27 protein-coding genes are annotated in these 24,867 nt (G+C 65.5%); 19 read left to right on the top strand and 8 right to left on the bottom strand.

Annotated elements, in window-relative coordinates; all coding sequences use genetic code 11:
- Positions 1–166: 166 nt before the first annotated feature.
- The 3 genes from NX780_RS14725 to NX780_RS14715 all read left to right on the top strand — a co-directional run bounded on the left by NX780_RS14725 (position 167) and on the right by NX780_RS14715 (position 2,990).
- Entirely contained in the window at positions 167–1,387 is a 1,221-nt protein-coding gene (locus NX780_RS14725) for a hypothetical protein (protein ID WP_258828620.1), read from the top strand.
- Between the two features lie 65 nt (positions 1,388–1,452).
- Positions 1,453–2,298, top strand: coding sequence for a MipA/OmpV family protein (locus tag NX780_RS14720; protein WP_258828619.1), 846 nt, complete (start codon positions 1,453–1,455; stop codon positions 2,296–2,298).
- Positions 2,298–2,990, top strand: coding sequence for a hypothetical protein (locus NX780_RS14715; RefSeq protein ID WP_258828618.1), 693 nt, complete (start codon positions 2,298–2,300; stop codon positions 2,988–2,990). Before NX780_RS14720 ends, NX780_RS14715 begins: the two co-directional genes overlap by 1 nt.
- Positions 2,991–3,098: 108 nt before the next feature.
- Here the strand turns inward: NX780_RS14715 and NX780_RS14710 are convergent, their stop codons facing one another.
- Complete coding sequence (locus NX780_RS14710; RefSeq protein ID WP_258828617.1) at positions 3,099–3,785, bottom strand: response regulator; 687 nt, start codon at positions 3,783–3,785, stop codon at positions 3,099–3,101.
- A gap of 179 nt (positions 3,786–3,964) precedes the next feature.
- Here NX780_RS14710 and NX780_RS14705 point away from each other — a divergent pair, with 179 nt between their 5' ends.
- Complete coding sequence (locus NX780_RS14705) at positions 3,965–5,743, top strand: alkaline phosphatase D family protein (protein WP_258828616.1); 1,779 nt, start codon at positions 3,965–3,967, stop codon at positions 5,741–5,743.
- A 95-nt stretch (positions 5,744–5,838) separates the two neighbouring features.
- Positions 5,839–7,824, top strand: a complete 1,986-nt coding sequence (locus NX780_RS14700) for a S9 family peptidase (RefSeq protein WP_258828615.1) — start codon at positions 5,839–5,841, stop codon at positions 7,822–7,824.
- A 38-nt stretch (positions 7,825–7,862) separates the two neighbouring features.
- Here NX780_RS14700 and NX780_RS14695 read toward each other — a convergent pair whose 3' ends face one another.
- Complete coding sequence (locus NX780_RS14695; protein WP_258828614.1) at positions 7,863–8,933, bottom strand: tartrate dehydrogenase; 1,071 nt, start codon at positions 8,931–8,933, stop codon at positions 7,863–7,865.
- 89 nt (positions 8,934–9,022) lie between these two features.
- Between NX780_RS14695 and NX780_RS14690 the strand changes: the two genes are divergently transcribed.
- The 4 genes from NX780_RS14690 (at position 9,023) to NX780_RS14675 (ending at position 10,856) form a co-directional block, all read left to right on the top strand.
- Entirely contained in the window at positions 9,023–9,940 is a 918-nt protein-coding gene (locus NX780_RS14690) for a LysR substrate-binding domain-containing protein (RefSeq protein WP_258828613.1), read from the top strand.
- Positions 9,941–9,967: 27 nt separating this feature from the next.
- The gene (locus NX780_RS14685) at positions 9,968–10,162 is read left to right on the top strand and encodes a dihydrofolate reductase family protein (protein WP_258828612.1); all 195 of its coding nucleotides are present in this window, start codon (positions 9,968–9,970) and stop codon (positions 10,160–10,162) included.
- 63 nt (positions 10,163–10,225) lie between these two features.
- Complete coding sequence (locus NX780_RS14680; protein ID WP_258828611.1) at positions 10,226–10,495, top strand: dihydrofolate reductase family protein; 270 nt, start codon at positions 10,226–10,228, stop codon at positions 10,493–10,495.
- A 4-nt stretch (positions 10,496–10,499) separates the two neighbouring features.
- Entirely contained in the window at positions 10,500–10,856 is a 357-nt protein-coding gene (locus NX780_RS14675) for a translation initiation factor Sui1 (RefSeq protein ID WP_258828610.1), read from the top strand.
- Between the two features lie 60 nt (positions 10,857–10,916).
- Here the strand turns inward: NX780_RS14675 and NX780_RS14670 are convergent, their stop codons facing one another.
- Both NX780_RS14670 and xseA read right to left on the bottom strand, forming a co-directional pair.
- Positions 10,917–11,495 carry a superoxide dismutase gene (locus tag NX780_RS14670; RefSeq protein ID WP_258828609.1) on the bottom strand — a complete coding sequence of 193 codons (579 nt, stop codon included), beginning with the start codon at positions 11,493–11,495 and terminating at the stop codon, positions 10,917–10,919.
- Between the two features lie 83 nt (positions 11,496–11,578).
- The gene (gene xseA / locus NX780_RS14665; protein WP_258828608.1) at positions 11,579–12,952 is read right to left on the bottom strand and encodes an exodeoxyribonuclease VII large subunit; all 1,374 of its coding nucleotides are present in this window, start codon (positions 12,950–12,952) and stop codon (positions 11,579–11,581) included.
- Positions 12,953–12,954: 2 nt separating this feature from the next.
- On the opposite strand from xseA, the gene NX780_RS14660 reads away from it, so the two are divergent.
- From NX780_RS14660 to adk, 7 genes are all read left to right on the top strand, one after another.
- On the top strand, positions 12,955–13,689 hold the full coding sequence (locus NX780_RS14660; protein WP_258828607.1) for a hypothetical protein: 735 nt from the start codon (positions 12,955–12,957) through the stop codon (positions 13,687–13,689).
- A 553-nt stretch (positions 13,690–14,242) separates the two neighbouring features.
- Positions 14,243–14,851, top strand: a complete 609-nt coding sequence (locus tag NX780_RS14655; RefSeq protein ID WP_258828606.1) for a MotA/TolQ/ExbB proton channel family protein — start codon at positions 14,243–14,245, stop codon at positions 14,849–14,851.
- Entirely contained in the window at positions 14,851–15,291 is a 441-nt protein-coding gene (locus tag NX780_RS14650) for an ExbD/TolR family protein (RefSeq protein WP_258828638.1), read from the top strand. The genes NX780_RS14655 and NX780_RS14650 overlap by 1 nt, the downstream gene beginning before the upstream one ends.
- Positions 15,292–15,328: 37 nt before the next feature.
- Positions 15,329–16,357 carry a tetraacyldisaccharide 4'-kinase gene (lpxK, locus tag NX780_RS14645; protein WP_258828605.1) on the top strand — a complete coding sequence of 343 codons (1,029 nt, stop codon included), beginning with the start codon at positions 15,329–15,331 and terminating at the stop codon, positions 16,355–16,357.
- Positions 16,338–16,508, top strand: a complete 171-nt coding sequence (locus NX780_RS14640) for a Trm112 family protein (protein ID WP_081926130.1) — start codon at positions 16,338–16,340, stop codon at positions 16,506–16,508. The genes lpxK and NX780_RS14640 overlap by 20 nt, the downstream gene beginning before the upstream one ends.
- On the top strand, positions 16,505–17,257 hold the full coding sequence (gene kdsB / locus NX780_RS14635) for a 3-deoxy-manno-octulosonate cytidylyltransferase (RefSeq protein WP_258828604.1): 753 nt from the start codon (positions 16,505–16,507) through the stop codon (positions 17,255–17,257). Before NX780_RS14640 ends, kdsB begins: the two co-directional genes overlap by 4 nt.
- Before the next feature lie 182 nt (positions 17,258–17,439).
- Positions 17,440–18,096 carry an adenylate kinase gene (gene adk, locus NX780_RS14630; protein WP_258828603.1) on the top strand — a complete coding sequence of 219 codons (657 nt, stop codon included), beginning with the start codon at positions 17,440–17,442 and terminating at the stop codon, positions 18,094–18,096.
- A 168-nt stretch (positions 18,097–18,264) separates the two neighbouring features.
- Here adk and NX780_RS14625 read toward each other — a convergent pair whose 3' ends face one another.
- On the bottom strand, positions 18,265–18,777 hold the full coding sequence (locus NX780_RS14625; protein ID WP_258828602.1) for a DsbA family protein: 513 nt from the start codon (positions 18,775–18,777) through the stop codon (positions 18,265–18,267).
- A 163-nt stretch (positions 18,778–18,940) separates the two neighbouring features.
- Here NX780_RS14625 and NX780_RS14620 point away from each other — a divergent pair, with 163 nt between their 5' ends.
- The 3 genes from NX780_RS14620 to ggt all read left to right on the top strand — a co-directional run bounded on the left by NX780_RS14620 (position 18,941) and on the right by ggt (position 22,309).
- Entirely contained in the window at positions 18,941–19,552 is a 612-nt protein-coding gene (locus NX780_RS14620) for a hypothetical protein (RefSeq protein ID WP_258828601.1), read from the top strand.
- Between the two features lie 111 nt (positions 19,553–19,663).
- On the top strand, positions 19,664–20,422 hold the full coding sequence (locus NX780_RS14615; protein ID WP_258828600.1) for a 3-hydroxyacyl-CoA dehydrogenase: 759 nt from the start codon (positions 19,664–19,666) through the stop codon (positions 20,420–20,422).
- A 114-nt stretch (positions 20,423–20,536) separates the two neighbouring features.
- Entirely contained in the window at positions 20,537–22,309 is a 1,773-nt protein-coding gene (gene ggt / locus NX780_RS14610) for a gamma-glutamyltransferase (RefSeq protein WP_258828637.1), read from the top strand.
- Between the two features lie 24 nt (positions 22,310–22,333).
- On the opposite strand, the gene udk is transcribed toward ggt, so the two are convergent.
- From udk to NX780_RS14595, 3 genes are all read right to left on the bottom strand, one after another.
- Positions 22,334–22,975, bottom strand: coding sequence for a uridine kinase (gene udk / locus NX780_RS14605; protein WP_258828599.1), 642 nt, complete (start codon positions 22,973–22,975; stop codon positions 22,334–22,336).
- 203 nt (positions 22,976–23,178) lie between these two features.
- On the bottom strand, positions 23,179–23,919 hold the full coding sequence (locus NX780_RS14600; RefSeq protein WP_258828636.1) for an SDR family oxidoreductase: 741 nt from the start codon (positions 23,917–23,919) through the stop codon (positions 23,179–23,181).
- Between the two features lie 19 nt (positions 23,920–23,938).
- Entirely contained in the window at positions 23,939–24,859 is a 921-nt protein-coding gene (locus NX780_RS14595; RefSeq protein WP_258828598.1) for an NADP-dependent oxidoreductase, read from the bottom strand.
- Positions 24,860–24,867: the final 8 nt, after the last annotated feature.

Raw genomic sequence — 24,867 nt, 5'->3', positions numbered from 1 at the left:
GTCGAGGGGGAATGCAAGCGGGGTAAGTCTTACCATGCATCTACATCAGGTTTATCTGGTTTTCCGTTTGCCCGCCTGATATGCGAGTGTCGGCGGGTTTTTTTATTCTCAAGGAAACGACCGGCGTCGAGACCGCCGGAAGCTGGCTTAAGTGGAGAAGAACAATATGAGCATGGTTGGACGCGTTCTGTTGGCGGCCCTCGTGGGCGCTTCCCTGGCAGCCTGTGGCGGCAGTGGCGATGGCGCCACCGTCATGAAGAACCAGCAGGCCGGGCAGGGCATCACCGTCGGTGAACCCAATGGCGGCGTGCCGGTCGTTTCCGAGTACATCAAGCTGGCCCAGGAGTCTTCCTGCGCCGACTCCCGCAACAATCTCTACCTGGTCGACGACAAGTACGTGTTCTGGGACCGCGCCGGCCAGTGCGCCGACGCCTCGTACGCCCAGACATTGATGGGCGCCAACCCGCAGGCCGTGCTGTGCCAGTCGGGCGACACCATCGCCGGCCCGCGCACCGTGTGCACCGACGAGGCGGCGCGCGGCCTGTTCGACACCCTGCTGAAGAACCTCGACAAGGCCGACCTCGGCCTGGGCGCAGGCCACAAGGTCGAGGCCATTGCCTTCCTGCCGAAGTCGGGCGCCGCGATTCCGTTTGCGCCGGTCGTGAACGACGGCTTCTCGAACATCACCGCGCCGCGCCAGGTCGTGGTCAAGGACGCGGCAAGCTGGGCCGCCCTGTGGGCCGAGCACAGCAAGACCCGTATCGCGGCGCCAAGCGTCGATTTCTCGCGCAATATGGTCGTGGCCGTGTTCTCGGGCGACGTTTCGAGCGGCTGCAAGACCACCTCGATCGTGAAGGTCGTCTCGCGCGAGGGCAAGATGGTCGTCGAGTACCAGGAGCGCGACATCACCACGGTGGCGGTGTGCCTGCCGGTGATCAGCCAGCCGATGCAGGCGGTCAGCGTGCCGCGCATCGACGCCAAGGTCGAATTCCTGAAGGTGCCGGCTGAAGAAACGGCCTACCGCACCATCGACCAGGATACCCAGTCGGGCGTGCGCACCGAACGCAATGTGGTAGTCCGCGACGGCGCCGCCTGGGCCGCGCTGTGGACCGAGCACGCGGGCGCCGACAAAGTGATCCCGGACATCGATTTCAACAAGGAGATGGTGATCGGCGTCTTCGCTGGCGGCCTGCCGAGCGGCTGCCATTCGAGCGGCATCGAGAGCATCCGCTATGCCGAAGGCAAGCTGAACGTGGTGCGGGTGGATACCTTGCCCCAGCCGGGCATCGTCTGCACCACCATGATGCTGTATCCGGGACAGCTGGTCGCCGTCGAGCGCAGCGAGCTGCCCGTGGAGTTCACCAAGCAAACTCGTACCCGAAAGTAACAATTGCTCAGTTGCCGGCGAGCTCGACGTAGAATATCGGCTCGCCGAACTCCGATTGTGACAAGATGAACAAGCTTTTCGCCCTGGTCCTGGCTGTCTCGGGCAGCGCCGCAAGCGCACAGACGCCGACCACCAACCCGATGCCCGACGGCAGCCGCGATATGTATGCGGGGCTGGGCGTCGTGTCGGCGCCTCGCTACGAGGGGGCGGATGGCAGCCGTACGCGCGCCTTGCCGGTGCTCCAGGTCCAGTGGAGCAACGGTGTCTTCGTCTCCGGCATGAGCGCCGGCATGCACCTGTCGCAGCAGCCGACTGTGGAATTCGGCCCGCTGCTGAACCTGCACCCGCGACGCACCGAATCGGGCACCGGCGGCAAGATCGGCGAGGTCACGGCCGGCACCAGCTTCACGCCGGGGCCGGTGATGCAGCGCCTGAGCAGCAACCGCCTGTCCGGCATGGAAGAGATCAAGCTGCGTCCGGAAGTCGGCGGCTTCTTCAATGTCTACCTGGCGCCCGAATGGCGCCTGACCAGCAGCGTCCTGGGTGGCGCCGGCAACGACCGCAACGGCGTGCGGGCCGAGCTCGGCATCCAGCGCCTGGCGTTCGAGATCGCGCAGCACCATACCGTGTCGGTGTCGGCCGGCTTCACCTTCGTCAACAGCGCCTACAACCGCGCCTATTTCGGCGTCAGCCCCAGTGAATCGGCCTCGAGCGGCCACCGCACCTACCGCCCGGACGGCGGCCTGAAGGACATGCACATCGGCGCCCGCTGGAACTGGGCGCTGTCGCCGTCGTGGATCCTGACTTCCTCGGTGCAGGCCTCGCGCCTGGTCAACGACGCCCGCCGCAGCCCGCTCGTCGAGCGGCCCAACAACGTGACGGTTTCGACCGCCTTCGCCTACCGGTTCTGATGATGCGCGCCGCCCACATCACCGCATGCGTTTGTCTCCTGTCCACGGCCAGCCTGGCCGTGGCGCAGGCGCTCGCGCCTGCCGGCGAGTGGGCCAGCTACCGTGACGCCTACCGCGCGATGGTGGTGTTCGAGAAGTACGGCGGCGCCAAGAACCTGCTGCAGCACCACCTGCAGCTGCTGCCCCGCGAGAAGGGAGTGCTGGGCGAGGGCCTGCAGCTGGCCATCGCCGGCAAGACCGTGCAGACCAGCCTGGCGCTCGACCCGCTCGGCCGCACTGTGCTGCCGCTCCTGAAGGCGGCCTACGACGAGAACGCGGTCCTGTCGCCGAGCCGCCCCATCGGCGCCTTCGCGCTGCGCTCGCGCGTCTCGATCGCGCCGCAGGCCGACAACAGCTACGACGTATCCGACCTGCGCGCCGCCTGCGAGCAGGCCCTGGGCTTCGCCCGCCACGTCGACGCCACCGCGCGTTCGCGCCAGTGCGTGGGCGTGCGCATGGTGTTCCCGAAGAAGGGCGTGGACGTGTCGGTGCGATTGCGCGCGGCGAATGGGGCGGAGCAGCCGCTGGCAGTGACGCCGTATGTGGGGGAGGTCGATACGGACTTCCCGAGCGTGAGCTACCGCTTCGGGCCGCAGCAGGCGCGCGTGATCACCTACAGCGCGCCGCTGGCGATCGTGCCGCTGTTCGAGTAGTAGGGTGTACGGCTCCGCCGTACGCGCGTTCAAATCACGGGTGAATAATCGCGCCGCGTTTTCTTCACGTACCGTCTGAACGCGCGGACGGGAGACCCGTCCACCCTACTAGTTCCAGGCCGACGGCGAGAACAGGTAGCCCTCTCCCCACACCGTCTTGATCTTCTCCGACTCCGCATCGTCGAACTTGCGGCGCAGCTTGGAGATGCAGTTGTCGATGCTGCGGTCCAGGCCATCGAACTCGATCCCGCGCATCTTCTTGAGCAGGGCGTCGCGCGACAGCACGCGGCCGGCCGCCTCGGCCAGCACCAGCAGCAGCTTGTACTCGGTATTCGACAGCACGCAGGGCTCGCCGCGCCAGCTCACGCTGCGGTCGCTCGTCACGATGCGCAGCGAGCCGAATTGCAGCACGCGCGAATCCGCGCCGCCCTTGGCCTGGGTACGGCGCATCAGGGCGCGCAGGCGCGCCAGCAGCACGCGCGGCTGGACCGGCTTGTTGACGAAATCGTCGGCGCCCTGTTCCAGGCCCGAGACTTCGTCGTAGGAGTCCTCGCGCGCCGTCAGGATCAGGATCGGCACTTCGGACACTTCGCGGATCTGGCGGCACACCACCATGCCGTCCAGCCCCGGCAGCATCAGGTCGAGCACCACGACGTCGGGGGACAGGGCCTTGAAGCGCTCCAGGGCGGCATCGCCGCGGCTGACCAGGTCGACCGCGAACTCGTAGCCGGACAGGTATTCGGTGACGAGTTCCGCCAAACGCGCATCGTCTTCCACCAGCATCACTCGATACATTGCAAATTCTCCTTCGTACGCGATTGTATAAGAGTGCTTGCTTGAAATCACAGCCCCTACAAAGGGGGGACATTTTCATACATATCATGACATTTGGCGAAACGCCAGCCTCATCGCCTGTCATTGCCCAGAAACTTTACGCCACTAGACTGCGCCCGTCAGCTTAACAGGAGAGCAATGTGGATCGACGTGGTTTTATTCGGAGCGCTGCCTGGTTCACGGTGGCGGGTAGCGGCGCACTGGTGGCCGCTTGTGGCGGATCGGACGATTTCCCGCCTTCGGGCAGCTTCCGCTTCCCGCACGGCGTCGCATCCGGCGACCCGAAGGAAGGCAGCGCGGTGTTCTGGACCCGCTGCGTTCCCGCCACCGGCACGGCGCCGGTTGAGGTGCGCCTGGAAGTGGCCTCCGACAGCGCCTTCCGCGAACTGGTGAGCGCCGTCGAACTCACTGCGCTGCCGGCCCATGACCACACCGTGCGCGCCAAGGTGACGGGCCTTGCCGCGAATACGCGTTACCACTACCGCTTCCGCGCCGGCCAGGATTTCAGTGCGGCCGGCCAGACCAAGACCGCGCCGGCGGCAAATACGACGCCAACCCAAATGCGCTTTGCCTGGATGACCTGCCAGGACTGGAGCATCAACCACTGGGGTGCGATGGAGCTGCTGGCGAACGAGGAGCTCGACTTCGTCGTGCATCTCGGCGACTATATCTACGAGACCGTGGGCGCCGCCTTCCAGGCCGGTGCGGCCGAAGCCATCCACACGAAAATCTCGCTGCCCAACGGCATTGCGGCGGGCGGCGGCGCGGTCTACGCCAACTCGATCGAGGATTACCGCACCCTCTACCGTACCTACCGCGGCGACATGCGCCTGCAGGAAATCCACCGCAAGTTCCCGATGGTGGTGATCTGGGACGACCACGAATTCTCGGACGACTGCTGGCAGGACCACCAGACCTACAATAACGCCAACAAGCAGGAAACCGCCCGCCGCCGCAACGCCAACCAGGCCTGGGCCGAGTACATGCCGGTCGACTGGGGCGACGTCTCCTTCGACCTGAACAAGGCGTCCTACGACAACATCCGCATCTACCGTGACTTCCGCTTCGGGACCCTGATGCACCTGGTGATGACCGACCAGCGCCTGTACCGCGATGACCACGTAGTGAGCGAAGCCGCCTATGCCCAGCTGCTCCAGCACGACCCGGTGAACGGCGACGACTCGGTGGGCGCGCGCTACTTCGTGCCGCAGCCGCTGCTGCAGCAGTTCGAGGACCGCACGGCGGCTGCGCTGGGCCGCCGGCCCGGCATCCTCGGCGCGACCCAGACCCAGTGGTTCAAGGACACGATGAAGGCGTCGACCGCTACCTGGAAGGTGTGGGGAAACGAGGTGACCCTGAACCGCATGTGGCTGGACCTGCGCACCCAGGCACCCGCGCCCTACAACCAGCTCTACATCGTGAACGCCGACGGCTGGGATGGCTATCCTTTCTACCGCGCCGAGCTCCTCGGCCACCTGAAGGCGCACAATGTGCGCAACGTCGTCGCAATCACGGGCGACCTGCATGCCTTCCAGTGCGGCGTGGTCTACGACAACCAGGACCCGGCTACGGGCAGTCCGGTTGCGGTGGACTTCGTCAGCGCCGGCATCAGCAGCTCGTCCTTCTACAAGTACCTGAGGGCAGGAGCAGGCACGACGCCCCTGGCGCCCCTGGTGGCCACGCCGCAGACCTTCGATGGCGTGATGCGCATGCAGAATCCCGCGTTCGCCTACGCCGACCACGATGCACAGGGCTATGCGGTGGCGACCGTGACGCCGGCCGCTTTCACCGTGGTATTCAACAAGGTCAAGCCGCTCAACGCCGACGGTACGAAGCCGGCCGCGCCGCTGGCCAGGCGTACCCGCATCACGCTGCGCGCCGGGTCGACCAGTCCTCAGGTGGAGGACAACGTGAGCTGAGCCGGGCCGGGTGGCGGAAACGGTCACACGGCGGTCGACATCGTGTAGAGTCGTGATGCAGTAATCACTACTTTGACCGTCACTGGAGACCACGGATGAGACTTTCCTGCCGCCCGCTCGGGCTGACACTGATCGCCACCCTTCTTGCCACCGGAACCGGCGCCGCAACCGCTCAGGAGGCGACCATCACGCCGCCCGCGGCCATGGTGCTGGAAAACGTGCCGCCCGTGCGCGCCGCCCTGGCCGCCCAGGTGGCCAGGTACAACGAGTTCAAGCCGACGTCCTATGCGGGCTGGCACCCGACCCGGCTGGAAATGATCGTCTCGCGGCGCCACCAGAACACGCCGCAGTTGTTCCGCGTGGCCAAGCCGGGCGCGCCGCTGGAACTCCTGACCGACTATCCGGAACCGGTGCGCGGCGCCCAGTACGAGCCGAAGAACGGCCGCTACTACGTGTTCAGCCGCGACAGCGGCGGCAACGAGGTCTTCCGCGCCTATCGCCGCGAAGTGGGCGCCAAGGGCGGCGACGCGCTGCCGGTCACGCCGGACAACCGCCGCGTGCAGGACACCGCCTGGGCCTATACCAGCAACAAGCTGCTCTACGTGACGGTGCCGGTGGGCCGCCAGGGCTCGAACGACAAGATCGAGTCGACCATCAGCATCGCCGACCCAAGCCAGCCTGAACAGGCGCGCGTGCTGGCCCAGCTGCCGGGCGGCGGCTGGGGCGGCTTCGCCTTCTCGCATGACGACAAGCAGCTGGTCTACAGTGAATACGTGTCGGCCAACGAAAGCTATCTGTGGCTGATGGATGTCGCGAGCGGCAAGAGCCGCCGCATCACGGAGAAGAACGGCAATGAAACGGTCTCCTACGGCAGCGCCGTGTTCTCGCACGACGGCAAGGGCCTGTACACGACCACCGACCGTGGTTCCGAATTCGCCCGCCTGACCTATATCGACCTGGCCACCGGCGCGCATACGGTGCTCACCCCGGACATCAACTGGGACATCGACGCGATGGACCTCTCGCACGACGGCAAGCTGCTGGCCTTCGTCGCCAACGAGGATGGCAGCAGCGTGCTGCGCATCATGCGGACCAGCGACCGCAAGCTGGTGGCCCAGCCAAAGCTGCCGGTCGGCGTGATCGGCCGCATCGAATGGCACCGCGACAGCCGCCACCTGGCCCTGACGCTGTCCTCGGCGCGCAGCCCGTCGGATGTGTACAGCTTCGATGCGAAGACGGGCGAGGTGACGCGCTGGACGAAGCACGAGAAGATGGACGTCGACATGGAGCGTTTCGTGGAGCCCTCGCTGGTGCGCTGGAACTCCTTCGACAATCGCAGCATCTCGGGCTTCGTCTACCGCGCGCCGGCGGATAAATTCCCGGGCAAGCGGCCGGTGGTGATCAACATCCACGGCGGACCGGAAGGCCAGTCGACCCCGGGCTTCATGGGCCGCAACAACTACTACACCGACGTGATGGGCCTGACCGTCATCTACCCGAACGTGCGCGGCTCGACCGGTTACGGCAAGACCTTCCTGAAGCTGGACAACGGCAAGCTGAGGGAGGATTCGGTGAAGGACCTCGGCGCGCTGCTCGACTGGATCGCGACCCAGCCGGACATGGACGCCTCGCGCGTGGCGGTGGTGGGCGGCTCCTATGGCGGCTACATGACCCTGGCCGTGTCGACCATGTACGCGGACCGCATCGCGGCGGCCATCGACATCGTCGGCATCTCCAACTTCGTGACCTTCCTCGAGCGCACCGAAAGCTACCGCCGCGACCTGCGCCGCGTCGAGTACGGAGACGAGCGCGACCCCGAGATGCGCAAGTGGATGGAAGCGACGGCGCCGGCCAACAACGCCGCGAAGATCAAGAAGCCGCTGTTCGTCGTGCAGGGCAAGAACGACCCGCGCGTGCCCTGGCAGGAAGCCGACCAGATCGTCGCGACCGTGAAGAAGAACGGCACGCCGGTGTGGTACATGACGGCCAATGACGAGGGCCACGGCTTCGGCAAGAAGGCGAATGCCGACTACCTGTTCTATGCGGGGATCGACTTCTTCAATACCTACCTGCTGAAGTAATCCCTCGGGTGGGCGGCGACGCCGCCCACCCGGACAAATCAATTCTCGGCCAGGTGGCCGGCAATCGCCTTGCCCACATCCGTGGTGCTGGCATTGCCGCCCATGTCCGGCGTACGCGGCCCGTTCACGAGCACGTGCTCCATCGCCCGCACCAGCGCATCGTGCGCCTCCGTATATCCCAGGAACTCCAGCATCATCGCCCCCGACCAGATCATGGCCACCGGGTTGGCGATGTTCTTGCCGTAGATGTCCGGCGCCGACCCGTGCACCGGTTCGAACAGCGAAGGGAAGGTCCGCTCCGGGTTCAGGTTGGCCGAGGGCGCGATCCCGATGGTCCCCGTACAGGCCGGCCCGAGGTCCGACAGGATGTCGCCGAACAGGTTCGAGGCCACCACCACGTCGAAGCGCTCGGGCGAGAGCACGAAGCGGGCGGCCAGGATGTCGACGTGGTACTTGTCCCAGCGGACCTCGGGATAGGATTCGCCCATGGCCGCGACGCGCTCGTCCCAGTAGGGCATGGAGATCGCGATGCCGTTCGACTTGGTGGCGGCGGTCAGGTGCTTCTTCGGACGGCGCTGGGCCAGCTCGAAGGCATATTTCAGAATGCGGTCGGTGCCGTGGCGGGTGAAGATGGCTTCCTGCAGCACCAGCTCGCGTTCGGTGCCTTCGAACATGCGTCCACCCACCGCCGAGTACTCGCCTTCGGTGTTCTCGCGCACCACGTAGAAGTCGATGTCGCCCGGCTTCTTGTTCGCAAGCGGGCAGGGCACGCCCGGCATCAGGCGCACGGGACGCAGGTTCACGTACTGGTCGAACTCGCGGCGGAATTTGAGCAGGGAGCCCCACAGCGAGATGTGGTCGGGGACCGTGTCCGGCCAGCCGACCGCGCCGAAGAAAATCGCCTCGCAACCGTCGAGCTGCTGTTTCCAGTCGTCCGGCATCATCTTGCCGTGCTGGAGGTAGTAGTCGCAGCTGGCCCATTCGAAGTGGGCGAATTCGAGGGCGATGCCGAACCTGCTTGCCGCCGCCTGCACGGCGCGCAGGCCTTCCGGCATGACTTCCTTGCCGATGCCGTCCCCGGCGATGACGGCGATCTTGTGGGTCTTCATGGTGGTCTCCGATGTTGAATGCGCATCAGGGTAGCAAGAAAACGCCGCGTTTATAATCCCTCGTATTGTGGCTTCATGGAACACGAATCGTGAATAATGTCGAGAACAGCGACCTGCGGGTCTTTGTCGCGGTCGTCCGCAAGGGCAGCTTCAGCGCGGCGGCCACCGAACTGGCCATGTCGCCGGCCTTCGTCAGCAAGCGCGTCGGCATCCTGGAAGAGAACCTGGGCGTGCAGCTGTTCGAGCGCAGCACGCGGCGCGTGGTGATCACGGACGACGGCGAGCAGGTCTACGGCCGCGCCCAGCGCATCCTCGAGCAGCTGGACGACATGGTGGACGAGCTGCAGCAGCGCCACAGCGAGCCGGCCGGGCGCCTGCGCATCTGCAGCAGCTTCGGCTTCGGCCGCAAGGTGGTGGCGCCGGTGATCGCGCAGCTGGCGGCCAGCCACCCGAAGCTGCAGATCCGCTTCGAGGTCTTCGACCGCCTGGTCGATACGGTGGCGGAAGGCTTCGACCTGGACGTGCGCATCGGCGACGACATCCATCCGCAGATGGTGGCGCGCAAGCTCATGGACAACCACCGCATCCTGTGCGCTGCACCAAGTTACCTGGCGCGCCACGGTACGCCGAAGGTGCTGGCCGACCTGGCCGGCCACCAGTGCCTGGCGATCAAGGAGCGCGACCACCCGCTCGGCACCTGGCGCCTGCATGGCCGCCACGGCGAAGAGACGGTGCGCGTGTCGGGCGCGCTCTCGACCAACCACGGCGAGATCGCGCTGCGCTGGGCGGAGGAGGGGGCGGGCATCGTGCTGCGTTCGCAGTGGGATGCGCGGGCTTACCTGGACTCGGGCGCGCTGGTGCAGCTGCTGCCCGAGTACACGCAGCCGGCGAATGTGTGGGCGGTGTATCCGCAGCGGCTGGCCGGTTCGGGCCGGGTGCGGGTGTGCGTGGAGTTCCTGCGCAGGCATCTGGCGCAGGGAGAGCAGGCCGGTGGCGCACCGGCGTAAAATAGGCATTCGCTGGAAGGAGGAAGCATGGCAAAACTGGTTTGCGGCATGAACGTGTCCCTCGACGGCTACGTCGACCACATGGCCTTCGCGCCCAACGCCACCCTGTTCCGCCGCTTCATCGACGAAGCGCAGGGGCAGGCGGGCAGCGTGTACGGCCGCGTGATGTACGAGATCATGCGCTACTGGGACGAGGAACATCCCGAGTGGGGCGAAGACTAAAGGGCGTTTGCCGCGGCGTGGCGCAGGCAGCCGAAGTGGGTCGCCTCGCGGACCCTGGAATCGGTGGGGCCCAACGCCACCTTGATCAAGGACGATCTCGAGAACGCGATCCGCACGCTCAAGCGCGAACACGAGGGCGAGATCGAAGTGGCCGGCCCGAAGCTGGCATACAGCCTTACCGGGCTTGGCCTGATCGACGAATACCGCATCTACCTGCACCCGGTCGTGCTCGGCCAGGGCAATCCCTATTTTGCCGGACCGCGTCCGCCGCTGCGCTTGATGGCGCACGAGCGGATCGACGATGTCCTCAAGCTCACCTACATTCCTGCATAAACCAATGAAACACAGTTCGAACGGCGGTCTCGTCTATTCCACCGACGGTGGCCGCATGTGCCCCGGTTGCCGGCAGCCGCTTGCCGCCTGCGCGTGCAAGGCAGCAAGCGCGCCCATGGGCGACGGCGTGGCGCGGGTCTCACGCCAGAGCAAGGGAAGGGGCGGCAAGACCGTCACCCTGGTCAAAGGCCTGGCGCTCGACGCGGTGGCGCTGGCCGCATTGGGCAAGCAGCTGCGCACCGCCTGCGGCTCCGGCGGCACGGTGAAGGATGGCGTGCTCGAGGTGCAGGGCGATCATGTGGAGCGCATCGTGGACGAGCTCCAGAAACTGGGGCACACCGTGAAGCGGGCCGGCGGCTAGGCGCGGAAATGAAAATGGCCTGCTTGCGCAGGCCATGTTTTCGTGTGAACGAGACGTGGCTTAGGCCATGTTCTGGTTCACGAAGTCCCAGTTCACGACATTCCAGAACGCGTCCAGGAACTTGGCGCGGGCGTTGCGGTAGTCGATGTAGTAGGCGTGTTCCCAGACGTCGGCCGTCAGGAGAGGCTTGTCCGCAGTGGTCAGCGGGGTGCCGGCGTTCGAGGTGTTGACGATGTCGACGCTGCCGTCGGCCTTCTGCACCAGCCAGGTCCAGCCCGAGCCGAAGTTGCCCAGTGCCGACTTGTTGAACTCTTCCTTGAACTTGTCGAAGGAGCCCCATTTGGCGTTGATGGCATCAGCCGCCTTGCCGGTCGGTGCGCCGCCGCCGTTCGGGGTCATGCAGTTCCAGAAGAAGGTGTGGTTCCACACCTGCGCCGAGTTGTTGAACACGCCGCCCGAGGACTTCTTGATGATCTCTTCCAGGGACAGGTTTTCGTACTCCGTGCCCTTGATCATGTTGTTCAGGTTGGTGACATAGGTCTGGTGGTGCTTGCCGTAGTGGTATTCCAGGGTCTCGGCCGAGATGTGCGGCTGGAGAGCGTCCTTAGCGTACGGCAGTGGCGGCAGGGTATGTTCCATGTTTTCTTCCTTGATTGGGTTGGACAGGTTTTGTTCCAAAGCGGCGCTATTCTAAACCGGATAGCGCGATGTTGCAGGGTTGGCTACTCCACGGCGGCGTCCGGCGGGTTCTGCACGCTGGAAACCCCGATCTGGGCGCTGCCGCCGGCCAGGCGCACGGTCAGCTTGTTGCGCGCCTTGATCTGGGCCGGGTCGCGCAACACCTCGCCCTTGGCGTTGCTGACGATGGCGTAACCGCGTTCCAGCGTGCGCTGGGGGTTCAGCAATTCCAGCTGGGCCGCCAGGGCGTTCAAGGCGTCGCGCCGCTGTTTGACCTGGCTGCACAGGATTGCGTTCAGGTGGCGTCCGTCGGCCGCCAGGCGAGCGCGCAGGGTGCGCATATCGGGGCGGTGGCGGGCCAGGCGCTGCTGCAATTGCGCCAGCGCCAGGTTCTGGCGGTTGGCGGGTGTACGGACGGCGTGGGTCAACGCCGCCGCCATCGACAGCAGTTTCACACGCTGGTGGCGGATCTGGGCGGAAGGGCTTAACAGGCGCCGGCTGGTGTTGTCCAGTCCCTGGTTGGCCTCCGACAGGGTGCGGCGCATGGCGCGGCGCAGGTCCATCGCGTCGCTCGACAGGGACGCCAGCCAGTCGGCGCGCGGCGTGGCCGCCAGTTCGGCGGCGGCGGTCGGCGTGGCGGCGCGCACGTCGGCGGCGAAATCGGCGATGGTGACGTCGGTTTCGTGGCCCACGCCGGAGACCACGGGAATCGCGCAGGCGTCGATGGCGCGCGCCACGCATTCCTCGTTAAAACTCCACAGGTCCTCGATCGAGCCGCCGCCGCGGCAGACCAGCAATACGTCTGCCTCCGCCCGGCGGGACGCCGTCATGATGGCTTCGGCGATCTTGTCTGCCGCGAACTGGCCCTGGACCGGGGCAGGGTAGAGGATCACCCGCACGTGCGGGGCCCGGCGGCGCAGGGCGGTGAGCACGTCGCGCAGCGCCGCGGCCTGCGGGCTGGTGACGATGCCGATGGTGCGCGGGAACAGGGGCAGGGGACGCTTGCGGTCGGCGTCGAACAGGCCCTGCGCCGAAAGCTTTTCCTTCAGGCGCAGGAAAGCCTCATAGAGCTGGCCGACGCCGGCGCGGCGGATGGTCTCGACATTGATCTGGTAGTCGCCGCGCGCGCCGTACAGGGTCACCAGGGCGCGCACCTCGACCTTGTCGCCTTCGCGCGGGATGAAGCCCGCGTACTGCGCGCGGCTGCGGAACATCACGGCGCGCACCTGGGCGGCATCGTCCTTGAGGGTGAAATACCAGTGACCGGAACTGGCGCGCGTGAAGTTGGAGATTTCCCCGCCAATCCACACCAGTGGAAAACTCCGCTCCAGCATGCGCGCAACCTGCTGGTTGAGGGCGGTCACGGTGAGGATGGCGGGAGCCGTGTAGGCGGGATCGGCGTCGGTCGGGCGTTCCATGGATGTTCGGGATTGCGGGCAAAGGTGATGCTTATGTCATATCTCGGCCAAAACGACAAGCGCCGGCGGCAGGCGTGCGCGGCCAGATGCATGTGTCCAAGGGCTGTTGCTGTTTTTCAATGCATTCTATTGAAACCTTTTTAAATCAATGGCTTGCGAGGGACGGTTTGCCATTTGGCATGGTTTTATCCACAAAATCTGTGGGCAACTCATCCATAAGACACATGACTGCGCAGGAAATGTGCGTCGGGCAACCTTCCCTTATTCATCAAGGACTTAGCGTGCATATGCCTGCCTTGGGCACATTGTTGTCCACAAAAAGTGTGCACGCCTTCTCGCTTGCTGCGATGGGAAGCTTGCAGGAAGGCCTGTCCGCTTGCCCCACTCCTCACTGCTCAAAAATGACGCTGGGAAATTTTGTTGTGTTAGATCAAGGACTTAGTCGTGCCTGCCAGGCCTTGCACACAATTTTGTCCACAAAAAGTGTGTACAAAGCGCTTGGAGCCCCGTTCGAAACGGCTGCGACGAGCTTCTTTCCAAGGGAACGCTTCCCCAGGCGAGGGGAAAGGTGGATAAATAGCGGTCGAAGCTCACACTTCCTGTCTCTGCCTGTTTCGGAAGCAGGATGGTGTGAATTCAATAAAATCAAGGAGTTAGCAGGTACGGTACATGCTTCATCACAATCTTATCCACAAAAAATGTGGAGATATGAATTTTCTTTGCCTTCCTACTGCTGAGGCAAAAGAAGTCATGCAAAACCGGCCGGTTTTGCACACAAACACCTGCTATATGGCTGAGTGATGAAATTTTGTGCATTGAGTCTTTTCTGTTTCAGATCAATGACTTAAATGTTCCAATGTGCCCTTGCTCACATTTTTGTCCACAAAAAATGTGAGGAACCGCACACAGGCGGGCCGTCCTGATGCGGATGCAACACTGCCTATTTTTTGCGCCGAAGAAATTTATCTAGTTAAATCAAAGACTTAAGTTTCGCTTAAGGCCATTGCGCACAATTTTGTCCACAGAATTTGTTCGTAAGTGGGGATTGTTGAGCTGGATCAAAACGTCCGGGAAAACACGGATGAGCTGGAGGCCAGCTCATCTGACATGTGCCGTTTTCTTGCGCACGTCGAAAATTCCCTTTGAAATCAAGGCGCTTTGATCCCGCAGAGGGCCTTGCGCACATTTTTATCCACAGAAGTTGTGCAGAACCGTCTTGGACTGCACTTGCCGCACTGCTGGCAACTTGTTACATTGGCGAATTGATTTCTTACCCATCAGGAGTTTCTCTTGCTCGCCATTTTCCAAGCTGCAGGCTGGCCTATCTGGCTCTTGCTGATCGCCTCGATCGTCGCTGTCGCCCTGATCGTGGAACGCCTGATCTACCTGCGCCGCGAGAAGATCCTCCCGAAGCAATTGCTGGATGAAGTGATCCGCGTCTACCGCGCCGGCAAGGTCACGCCGGACGTGGTCGACAAGCTCGAACAGAATTCCCCGCTCGGCACCGTGCTGGCCGCTGCCCTGCGCAATGTCGACGCGCCGCGCGACGTCATGAAGGAATCCATCGAGGAAGCGGGCCGCGGCGTCGCCCACGGCCTGGAACGCTTCCTGACCACGCTCGGCACCATCGCCTCGCTCGCGCCGCTGATGGGCCTGTTCGGCACCGTGGTCGGCATGATCGAGATCTTCGGCGCGCAAAGCCCGACCGGCGGCAGCAACCCGGCCCAGCTCGCGCACGGCATCTCGGTGGCCCTGTATAACACCGGCTTCGGCCTGGCCATCGCCATGCCGGCCCTGGTCTTCTACCGCCACTTCCGCGCCCTGGTCGACAGCTTCATCGTCGAGATGGAACTGCAGGCCGTGAAATTCGTCGACGTCGTCCACGGGACCCGCAAATGATGAACTTCCGCCGCGACCGCCAGCGCGAGGAGCCGGAGATCAACCTGATCCCCTTCATCGACGTGCTGCTGGTGGTCCTCATCTTCCTGATGGTGTCGACCACCTACAGCAAGTTCACCGAGCTGCAGATCACCCTGCCGACAGCCGACGCCGAGAAGGTGCAGGAGCGCCCCTTCGAGATCAACGTCACCATCGACGCCAAGGGCAACTACACGGTGAACAATGTGCCGGTGGCCTTCCACAGCGTCGCCGGCCTGGCCGAAGACCTCAGGAATGCCGCCCGCAGCGGCCCGAACGGCCAGCCCGCGACGGACCCGGTCGTCATCGTCAACGCCGACCAGTTCGCGATGCACCAGATGGTCATCAATGTGCTGGAAGCGGCGCGCGTGGCCGGCTACGACAAGCTGACCTTCGCCGCCCAGACCGGCGGCCAGAAATAATATCGCGGCAGCGCCCCGGCGCTGCGCGCTTTTTCGCATGGCTTCCAATCTCGAATCGCTTCTCACGCGCGCCTGGCTGCGCCGCGGCCCGCTGGCGCTCGCGCTGCTGCCGCTGTCCCTGCTGTTCCGCCTGCTGGCTGGCCTGCGCACGCTGCTCTACCGCAGCGGCATCAAGCAAAGCGAGCGCCTGCCAGTGCCCGTCATCGTGGTCGGCAATATTTTTATTGGCGGCACCGGCAAGACGCCCTTGACCATCTGGCTGGCGGAAAGGCTGCGCGCGGCCGGCCTGCGTCCCGGCGTGATCTCGCGCGGACATGGAGGGGCAGAGGCCTGCCCGCGTGAAGTGACGCCCCAATCCGCGCCAGGCGACGTCGGCGACGAACCCCTCCTGATCGCCGCCCGCGCCGGCTGCCCGGTCGTGGTCGGCCGCAAGCGCGCGGAGGCGGGCAGGGCGCTGCTGGCGGCCCATCCCGAGGTCGATGTCCTGATCACCGACGACGGCCTGCAGCACTATGCGCTGGCCCGCGACGTCGAGATCGTCCTGTTCGACGGCCGCGGCGTCGGCAATGGCTGGCTGTTGCCGGCCGGACCGCTGCGCGAAGCGCCCTCGCGCCGCCGCGATTTCACGGTCGTCAACGCCCCCGAGATCACGCCCGCGCTGGCACGCGCGGTGGGCGGCCAGCCTTTCCGCATGGCGCTTGCCGGGGATAAGGCCGAACCCTTGAGCCGTCCGGGCGAGGGCATGCCCCTGGCGCAATTGCAGGGCAAGCGCATCGTCGCGGCGGCCGGCATCGGCAACCCGGGCCGCTTCTTCGCCATGCTGCGCGCCGCCGGTTTGACGGTCCAGGAGCTGCCGCTGCCCGACCACCACGACTTTCGCGACCGGCCGTTCGACCATGTCGACGCCGATGTCATCCTGATCACGGAGAAGGATGCAGTAAAATGTCGGCAACTTGATAACCTGAAGGACGACCCGCGCTTGTGGGTCGTGCCCGTGACGGCGCGGATCGATGCCGCGCTGGCCGAACAAATCGTGGAGAAATGTCGTGGACGCTCGACTGCTTGATATCCTGGTCTGCCCGCTGTGCAAGGGCCCGCTCGAATACGATAAAAAAGCGCAGGAACTGACCTGCCGCCCGGACCGCCTGGCATACCCGATCCGCGACGGGATCCCGATCATGTGGGCCGACCAGGCGCGCAAGATCGAGCCGGTATGAGCTTTACGGTCATTATCCCGGCGCGGCTGGCCTCGACCCGCCTGCCGAACAAGCCGCTGGCCGACCTGGGCGGCAAGCCCATGGTCGTGCGCGTGGCCGAGCGCGCACGCGAATCGGGCGCCAGCCGCATCATCGTGGCGACCGACGCGCCGGGCATCCTGGAAGCCTGCGCTCTTCATGGCATCGAAGCCTGCATGACGCGTGCCGACCATCCTTCGGGCACCGACCGCATCGCCGAAGTGGCGCAGACCCTGGGCCTGCCGCTTGACGAGGTGGTGGTCAACCTGCAGGGCGACGAGCCGCTGATCGAGCCGGGCCTGCTGGCCGCCTGCGCCGCCCTCGTCCAGCAAGGCGTGCCGATGGCGACCTGCGCGCATCCGATTTACGAGGTGGCCGAGGTGTTCAACCCGAACATCGTCAAGGTCGTGCTCGACAAGGCGGGCCGCGCGCTGTATTTCTCGCGCGCCACCATCCCGTGGCACCGCGACGCCTTCATGGCCAGCCAGGACTCGCTCCCGGCCGGCTACGCGCCCCTGCGCCACATCGGCCTGTATGCCTACAGCAACGCCTTCCTCCAGGCCTATCCGGCCCTGGAAGCTTCCCCGCTCGAGACCATCGAGGCGCTGGAACAATTGCGTGTGCTGTGGCACGGCGTCCCGATCGCCGTGCACGTGACCGACAGCGCGCCCCCGGGTGGCGTTGACACCCCGGACGACCTGGAACGCGTGCGCAAACACTACGCGGCCTGAACAATCAAGACGCCAATTCGGCCTGTCTGCGGTACATCAAAAGTTGCCGGTGGAAGGCCCCGAAATTGGCGTTAAAGCTGACTTTTGTGGTAACTTTCGTGTCAAGGTAGCCAGATATGCATCAAGCGCGATCGTTCGCCAACATAAAAATTATCAACATCCTCTAAGAATCTAGGAAACTCATGCGTCTCATTCTGTTAGGAGCACCCGGCGCCGGCAAAGGCACCCAGGCAAACTACATCAAGGAAAAGTTCAACATCCCCCAGATCTCGACCGGCGACATGCTGCGCGCAGCGATCAAGGCGGGCACCGAACTCGGCCTGGCTGCCAAGAAGGTGATGGATGCGGGTCAGCTGGTGTCGGACGACATCATCATCGGCCTGGTGAAAGAGCGCCTGAAGGAAACCGATTGCGCCAACGGCTACCTGTTCGACGGCTTCCCGCGCACCATCGCGCAGGCCGACGCCATGAAGGACAGCGGCGTGAACATCGACTACGTGCTGGAAATCGACGTGCCGGACGACCTGATCGTCGAGCGCATGTCGGGCCGCCGCACCCACCCGGCCTCGGGCCGCGTGTACCACACCAAGTTCAACCCGCCGAAGGTCGCCGACATCGACGACGTCACCGGCGAACCGCTGGTGCAGCGCGACGACGACAAGGAAGAAACCGTCCTGAAGCGCCTGTCGGTCTACCACAACCAGACCGAAGTGCTGCTCGGCTACTACAACAAGTGGGCCCAGTCGGGCCTGCCGGGCGCGCCGAAGTACCGCAAGATCTCGGGCGTCGGCCCGGTCGAGCAGGTGCGTGACGCGGCGTTTGCGGCGCTGTCGGAATAAGCGATTCGCGCTTCAAACGAAACGGCCCTGCGGGGCCGTTTTTGTTTTCGTAGGGTGGTCGGCTTTGCCGACCGCGCGTTCAGGCAGCTCATGAATGGACGATAGGGCTGTTCATAAGGGCGTTGAACGCGCGTTCGGCGGAGCCGAACACCCTACAACACCGTAGCGTTACAGGTATTTCTCGACCGCCGCGGTCAAGGATTCCCGATCCGAATCCCCGTGATACCGCTCCCCATTGATGAAAAAGCTCGGCGTCCCGCTCGCCCCCGCCGCCTTGCCTTCCTCGGCCTGCGCCCGGATCCGCTCGCGGTGCTTGCGCGTCGCCAGCTCCTCGTCGAAGCGCGTGCGATCCAGTCCCAGTTCCTGCGCCACCAGCGGCAACTGCCCCGGTGACATCTGCGCCTGGTAGTCGAACAATTTGTCGTGCATTTCCCAGAACTTGCCCTGGGCTCCGGCCGCTTCCGCCGCCTCGGCCGCGCCTTCCGCAAACGGATGCATCCCGAGCGGCAGGTGACGGAACACCAGCGCGATCCGCTCGCCGTGGCGCCGCTGCAGCTCGGCCAGGGTGGGGTAGGCCCGCGAGCAATAGGGACACTGGAAGTCGCCGTACTCGATGATGGTGATGTCGGCGCCGGGATTCCCGCGTACGTGGTCGCCTTCCACGATCTGCATATCGCTCATCTGTACTCCCATGAATGTGGATGGCCCGATCTTCGCATGCGCCGTCCAGGGTGCGCCGCCCGTTACCGTCCAACAATCATGTGAGCATTTGTTTCTGTGCGCCGAAGCGGCCCATGCGGGCAGATAATGGCCTGTCCACTATTCGAAGCGATCGAGGTGCACCATGCGTCCCATCCATTCCATGATTGCCGTGCTGTTCGCCCTCGGTACGGCGAGCGCGCTGGCTCAGACCCAGACCTCGCCGCGGCCGCCGGCCAGCAAGCCGGTCGACGACAGCGCCAGCTACGGCCCGGTGTTGAACCCGCAGGCGCCGCCGGCGAGCTCCAGCACCCAGGCCGGAGGCGAAGCGAGCCCGCAGGCCCAGGAAGAACGCGCAGGCCAGCCGCCGACCAGCAAGCCGATCGAGTCCGACCCATCGGCCCGCCCGGCGCCGCAAAGCGCCAAGCCCCAGCAGCAGGAAAATGCCCGTCCGGCGCGCCAGGAAGGCCGGCAGCAGGCCAATAAGCCGCCGCAGGCCAAGCGCCGCGCTGTGGAGCAGCGCATCGAGAGCACGCCGCGCATCGCCGCGCCACAGCCCAGGCCAAGGGTAGAGGTGGAGTCGGGCGTGGCCCCGGCCCCGGTGGGTCCACAAAGCACCCAGGTGCTCGGCTGCGTGGGCGGCGCCTGTACCGGCGCCAATGGCGCGACCTATAACATCCCGCCGGGCGGCGGGCCCGGCACCAGCAGCAGCGGTCGTCCCTGCACGAGCAACGGCACCACGATCCAGTGTCTTTGAGCCGGGTGAACGCCCGGCATGGTTTTTCTTGCCAAAAGTTCGCTACAATGCCGCTGTTTGACGTTTACGTAAACGTGAAGCGGGACAAAGAACTTTTATAAGGGAAAACCAATGCAAATTCAGAACAATGTGTTCATCGTGACCGGTGGCGCGTCGGGCCTTGGAGCAGCCACGGCGCGCATGATCACCGAGGCGGGCGGCAAGGTCGTCATCGCCGACGTGCAGGCGGAGGCAGGCGCGGCCCTGGCGGCGGAACTGGGTGGCCAGTTCGTCAAGTGCGACGTCACTCAAGAGGCCGATGGCCAGGCGGTCGTCGACGCGGCCCTGAAACTGGGCACGCTCCGCGGCCTGGTCAACTGCGCCGGCGTGGCGCCTGCCGTCAAGACCGTCGGCAAGGACGGCCCGCACCCGCTGGATGCCTTCCAGCGCGCCGTGAACATCAACCTGGTCGGTACCTTCAATATGTGCCGCCTGGCGGCCGACGCCATGGGCAAGCTGGAAGCCGGCGAATACGGCGAGCGCGGCATCATCATCAACACCGCCTCGGTGGCGGCCTTCGACGGCCAGATCGGCCAGGCGGCCTACGGTTCCTCGAAAGCGGCCGTGGCCGGCATGACCCTGCCGATGGCGCGCGACCTGGCGCGCAGCGGCATCCGCGTGATGACGATCGCCCCCGGCATCTTCGAGACCCCGATGCTGATGGGCATGCCGCAGGAAGTGCGTGACTCGCTGGGCAAGATGGTCCCGTTCCCGCCGCGCCTCGGCATGCCGAAGGAATACGCGCACCTGGCCAAGGCCATCATCGAGAACGTCATGCTGAACGGCGAAACCATCCGCCTCGACGGCGCGATCCGCATGCAGCCGAAATAAGGCTTAGTGGAACGATCCTGAAGCCATCTCTCAATTGTTGTACGATTGACAGATGACGGGCGCGCGGCGCACACCGCGCGCCCTTTGCTTTTTAAGGAAACGATTTTGAAGAACATGACACCGCGCCAGGCCGTGCTGGCCCTGGCGCTGGCATTCGCCGCCACGCCGCAAGTGCTGGCCCAGGACACCCGCCAGGCCGCTCCCGAAGCCGCCACCGGCTACACCGAAAAAGCGGGCTGGCCTGCGAAGAACTACATGGTGGCCGCGGCCAATCCGCTGGCGGTGGAAGCCGGCTACCGGATCCTGAAGCAGGGCGGCAGCGCGATCGACGCGGCCATCGCCACCCAGATGGTCCTGACCCTGGTCGAACCGCAATCCTCCGGCATCGGCGGCGGCGCCTTCCTCGTCCACTACGACGGCAAGCGCACGCAGGCCTTCGATGGCCGCGAGACCGCGCCCTCGAAGGCGGACGAGCACCTGTTCGAGCGTCCCGACGGCACGCCGCTCTCGCGTACCGAGGGCATCGTCGGCGGCCGCTCGACCGGCGCGCCGGGCGTGCTGCGCATGCTCGAGCTGGCGCACAAGGAGCATGGCAAGCTGCCATGGAAGGCGCTGTTCGCGCCGGCCATCAAGTTGTCGGAAGAGGGCTTCGCGGTCAGCCCGCGCCTGAACGCGCTGCTCACGGGCGACGTCCACCTGCGCAAGGACAAGGAAGCGGCCGCCTACTTCTACGGCAATGGCGGCAAGCCCTGGCCGGTCGGCCACATCCTGAAGAATCCCGCGCTGGCCAGGACCCTGCGCGAGATCGCCGAGGACGGCGCCGACGCCTTTTATAAAGGCCACATCGCACGCGACATCGCGGCCAAGGTGCAGGGCCATCCGACCAATCCGGGCCTGCTCAGTGCTCAAGATATCGCGAACTACCGTCCCAAGGTGCGCACGCCCGTGTGCAGCGATTACCGCGCCTGGACCGTGTGCGGCATGCCGCCGCCGTCCTCGGGCGGCATCGCGGTGGCGCAGATGCTGGGCATGTTCGAGACCTTCGACATGCGCGCCCTGGCCCCGAAAGCCGGCGTGCCGGGCCCGGACGCGCTGCACGTGTTCAGCGAAGTGGGGCGCCTGGCCTACGCCGACCGCAACCGCTACGCGGCCGACACCGACTTCGTCCCGCTGCCGGGCCGCGGCCTGCCGAGCCTGATCGACAAGGGCTACCTGGCCCAGCGCGCGAAACTCGTCGGAACGCGCTCGATGGGCGAAGCGCCGGCCGGCAAACCGCCCGGCATGGACGTCGCCTGGGGCACGGACAACGCCATCGAAACCCCGTCGACTTCGCACGTGTCGGTGGTCGACGGCTACGGCATGGGCCTGGCCATGACCACGACCATCGAAGACGCCTTCGGCTCGCGCCAGTTCGTGAACGGCTTCATCCTGAACAACCAGCTCACCGACTTCTCCTTCTCCTCGCGCGACGCTGACGGGCCGGTCGCCAACCGCGTCCAGGCGAACAAGCGGCCGCGCAGCGCGATGTCGCCGACCATCGTGTTCGACCGCAAGACCGGCAAGCTGGTGCTGGCCGTCGGCTCGCCGGGCGGTCCGGCGATCATCAACTACGTGGCCAAGGTGCTGGTCGGGACTCTCGACTGGGGCCTGAACGTGCAGCAGGCGATCTCGCTGCCGAACTTCGGCAGCCGCAACGGTCCGACCGAGCTGGAAGTGGGGCGCTTCCCGTCCACCACCATCGAAGCGTTGAGCTCGCGCGGGCACAAGGTGAGGCTGGGCGAGCAGACCTCCGGGCTGCACGGCATCCAGCGCATCGAGGTGCATGGGGTGCCGCTGTGGTATGGCGGGGCGGATCCGCGGCGTGAAGGGATTGCCAAGGGGGACTGAAGCCCCCGTTGGGAAGTGGCCGGTTCAGGAGCGCTTGAGCTGGCCGATCACGCTCGCGACCTTGGTGGTGATGACATCGACCGCCGGGCCATTCGCGCCGTGCGGCAGGATGACGTCGGCGTGGCGCTTGGTCGGCTCGATGAACTGCTTGTGCATCGGACGCACCGTTTCCAGGTACTGGTTGACGATGCTTTCCGTCGTGCGCCCGCGTTCGGCGATATCCCGCTGCATGCGGCGGATGAAGCGCACGTCGGGGGCGGTGTCGACGAAGATCTTCAGCGACATCATCTTGCGCAGGTCCGCGTCATACAGGGCGAACAGGCCTTCGATGACGATGACCGGCGCCGGTTTGACGGCGATCGTCTTGTCGGAGCGGTTGTCGATCGTGAAATCGTAGACCGGCATGGCGATCGTCTCGCCATTGCGCAGGGCGCGGACGTGCTCGACCAGCAGCGGCCAGTCGAAGGCCTGCGGGTGGTCGTAGTTCTGCTTGCGGCGCACTTCCGGGCTGAGGTCGGACTGGTCGCGGTAGTAGTCGTCCTGCATCACGACCGAGACCATCTCGGCGCCGAAGGAAGCCAGCACCTGCTGGGTCACCGTTGACTTGCCACTGCCGCTACCGCCGGCGACGCCAATGACAAACGGGGAATTGGAAATCTGATTCATCCCCGCATGATACCGGAGCGGCGGCCGAACCGACAGGGCCGGCTCGATCGCGCTTTTCAAAAATGCAAGGGTTTTGCCAGAAGTTGCGTGACGTTCGGGCCTCCAGGCGCCTGGCCTATGCCGACCGCAATCGCCACGCGGCCGATACCGATGTCGTCCCGCTGCCGGGCTGCGGCCTGCCGAGCCTGATATCAAGACGGGAATCAGGCGAATCCACCGTTGACGCGGACCACCTGCGCATTCACCCAGGCGCCTTCGGGGCCGGCCAGGAAGGCGACGATGGAGGCGATGTCGGCAGGCGTTCCGAGGCGCTCGAGCGGCGCCATCCTCGCCAGCGCGGCGATCTGCTCCGCGCTTTTCCCTTCCAGGAACAGCTCGGTTCCGACCGGCCCCGGCGCGACCGCATTCACGCAGATGCCGCGGCCGCGCAACTCGTTCGCCATGACGCGGACCAGTCCCTCGACCGCTGCCTTGGACGCGATGTAGGGGCCGTAGCCCGGCGTGGACCTGGCGATCACGCTGGACGACAGGGCGATGATGCGCCCGCCCTCTCCGAGATGGTTGCCGGCCTTGGACAGGACGATGAAGGCGCCGCGGGCATTGGTGCGCATGATGGCGTCGAAGTCGGCCAGAGCGCCGTCCGCGATCGGGACGTTCTTCATGATGCCGGCGTTGCTGACGACGACATCGATCCTGCCGAAGGCATCCAGCGCCGCACGGAACAGCGCTTCCGCCTCGGCCTCGTCGGCCACGTCGCCGCGCACGGCGATGGCCCTGCGGCCACGGGCTTCGACCGCGCGCACGACAGCCTCGGCCAGGTCTTCGCGTCCGTGATAGTTGACCACGACATCGCATCCCTGGGCGGCCAGGCGAAGGGCGATTTCACGGCCGATGCCGCGCGAACCGCCCGTGACGATGGCGGTCCTGCCGGTGTGGGTGTGCATGTTCATTGTCTGGCCTCCCTCAGCGTGCGGTCCGGATGACGACCTTGCCGCGCGCATGGCCGGAGGCGACCTTGTCGAGCGCCTTGCCGGCCTGATCGAGCGGGTGGAGCGAATCGATGAGGATGGCGAGCTCGCCCTTGCCGAACAGCTCGACCGCCTCGCGCAGCGCGGCCGTCGCCTGGGCGAAGAACACGAAGGCGCCGTGGCGGCCGGGAGGCGCGGAGATGGCGAAGTCGACCAGGGTCGCCACCATCCCGCCTTCGCGCAGCACATCCCAGGAACGCATGGCGGTGTCGCCACCGACCGTGTCGAGCACGAGGTCGAAGGCCGGCAGGCGCGTGAAGTCGTCGTTGACGTAATCGATGGCCTCGTCGGCGCCGAGGTCGCGCAACAGCGCGAGGTTGCGGGCCGAGGCGGTCGCCGTCACGTGCGCGCCGGCGTCCTTGGCCAGCTGGACCGCGAAGCTGCCTACACCTCCGGCGCCGGCGTGCACCAGCACGCGCTGGCCGCGCTGGAGGCGGCCCGTATCGAACAGCGCCTGGCGCGCCGTGCCGAATCCGGTCGGCAGGGCCGCGGCCTGTTCGAAGCTCATCGCGTCGGGAATGGCGACCAGTGCGTCGGCTGGCGCCAGCACGTATTCGGCGAATGCCCCGCCGTCGACCGGGTCCCGGCGCCCCACGACGCGCTGGCCCACCTTGACGCCATGCTCACCCGGTCCCGTCGCCTCCACCCTGCCGGCGAAGTCGGTGCCGGGAATGTAGGGAAGCCGGGCCGGGAAGACCGCCTGCATGTGGCCGCCGATCATCTTGATGTCCAGCGGATTGACCCCGGCCGCCTCGATGCGCACGAGGACCTCGCCCTCGGCAGGAACGAGCGGGGGGAGGGATGCGATCTGCACGGCGGCATCGGCGCCGAAATGTCGAATCAAAGCTGCTTGCATGGAGGGCT

The sequence above is a fragment of the Massilia agri genome, from assembly GCF_024753255.1.
Taxonomy (GTDB): Bacteria; Pseudomonadota; Gammaproteobacteria; order Burkholderiales; family Burkholderiaceae_D; genus Telluria; species Telluria agri.
Note: the sequence above shows the minus strand (reverse complement) of the source record. Positions and strands in the feature narration are given on the sequence as shown.

What these genes read in the sequence shown, in the direction of transcription:
- NX780_RS14725 (WP_258828620.1), top strand. Translation starts at nt 167, where the DNA reads ATGAGCATGGTTGGACGCGTTCTGTTGGCGGCCCTCGTGGGCGCTTCC.
- NX780_RS14720 (WP_258828619.1), top strand. Translation starts at nt 1,453, where the DNA reads ATGAACAAGCTTTTCGCCCTGGTCCTGGCTGTCTCGGGCAGCGCCGCA.
- NX780_RS14715 (WP_258828618.1), top strand. Translation starts at nt 2,298, where the DNA reads ATGATGCGCGCCGCCCACATCACCGCATGCGTTTGTCTCCTGTCCACG.
- NX780_RS14710 (WP_258828617.1), bottom strand. Translation starts at nt 3,785, where the DNA reads ATGTATCGAGTGATGCTGGTGGAAGACGATGCGCGTTTGGCGGAACTC.
- NX780_RS14700 (WP_258828615.1), top strand. Translation starts at nt 5,839, where the DNA reads ATGAGACTTTCCTGCCGCCCGCTCGGGCTGACACTGATCGCCACCCTT.
- NX780_RS14695 (WP_258828614.1), bottom strand. Translation starts at nt 8,933, where the DNA reads ATGAAGACCCACAAGATCGCCGTCATCGCCGGGGACGGCATCGGCAAG.
- NX780_RS14685 (WP_258828612.1), top strand. Translation starts at nt 9,968, where the DNA reads ATGGCAAAACTGGTTTGCGGCATGAACGTGTCCCTCGACGGCTACGTC.
- NX780_RS14675 (WP_258828610.1), top strand. Translation starts at nt 10,500, where the DNA reads ATGAAACACAGTTCGAACGGCGGTCTCGTCTATTCCACCGACGGTGGC.
- NX780_RS14670 (WP_258828609.1), bottom strand. Translation starts at nt 11,495, where the DNA reads ATGGAACATACCCTGCCGCCACTGCCGTACGCTAAGGACGCTCTCCAG.
- xseA (WP_258828608.1), bottom strand. Translation starts at nt 12,952, where the DNA reads ATGGAACGCCCGACCGACGCCGATCCCGCCTACACGGCTCCCGCCATC.
- NX780_RS14660 (WP_258828607.1), top strand. Translation starts at nt 12,955, where the DNA reads ATGTTCGGGATTGCGGGCAAAGGTGATGCTTATGTCATATCTCGGCCA.
- NX780_RS14650 (WP_258828638.1), top strand. Translation starts at nt 14,851, where the DNA reads ATGAACTTCCGCCGCGACCGCCAGCGCGAGGAGCCGGAGATCAACCTG.
- lpxK (WP_258828605.1), top strand. Translation starts at nt 15,329, where the DNA reads ATGGCTTCCAATCTCGAATCGCTTCTCACGCGCGCCTGGCTGCGCCGC.
- kdsB (WP_258828604.1), top strand. Translation starts at nt 16,505, where the DNA reads ATGAGCTTTACGGTCATTATCCCGGCGCGGCTGGCCTCGACCCGCCTG.
- adk (WP_258828603.1), top strand. Translation starts at nt 17,440, where the DNA reads ATGCGTCTCATTCTGTTAGGAGCACCCGGCGCCGGCAAAGGCACCCAG.
- NX780_RS14625 (WP_258828602.1), bottom strand. Translation starts at nt 18,777, where the DNA reads ATGAGCGATATGCAGATCGTGGAAGGCGACCACGTACGCGGGAATCCC.
- NX780_RS14620 (WP_258828601.1), top strand. Translation starts at nt 18,941, where the DNA reads ATGCGTCCCATCCATTCCATGATTGCCGTGCTGTTCGCCCTCGGTACG.
- NX780_RS14615 (WP_258828600.1), top strand. Translation starts at nt 19,664, where the DNA reads ATGCAAATTCAGAACAATGTGTTCATCGTGACCGGTGGCGCGTCGGGC.
- ggt (WP_258828637.1), top strand. Translation starts at nt 20,537, where the DNA reads ATGACACCGCGCCAGGCCGTGCTGGCCCTGGCGCTGGCATTCGCCGCC.
- udk (WP_258828599.1), bottom strand. Translation starts at nt 22,975, where the DNA reads ATGAATCAGATTTCCAATTCCCCGTTTGTCATTGGCGTCGCCGGCGGT.
- NX780_RS14600 (WP_258828636.1), bottom strand. Translation starts at nt 23,919, where the DNA reads ATGCACACCCACACCGGCAGGACCGCCATCGTCACGGGCGGTTCGCGC.
- NX780_RS14595 (WP_258828598.1), bottom strand. Translation starts at nt 24,859, where the DNA reads ATGCAAGCAGCTTTGATTCGACATTTCGGCGCCGATGCCGCCGTGCAG.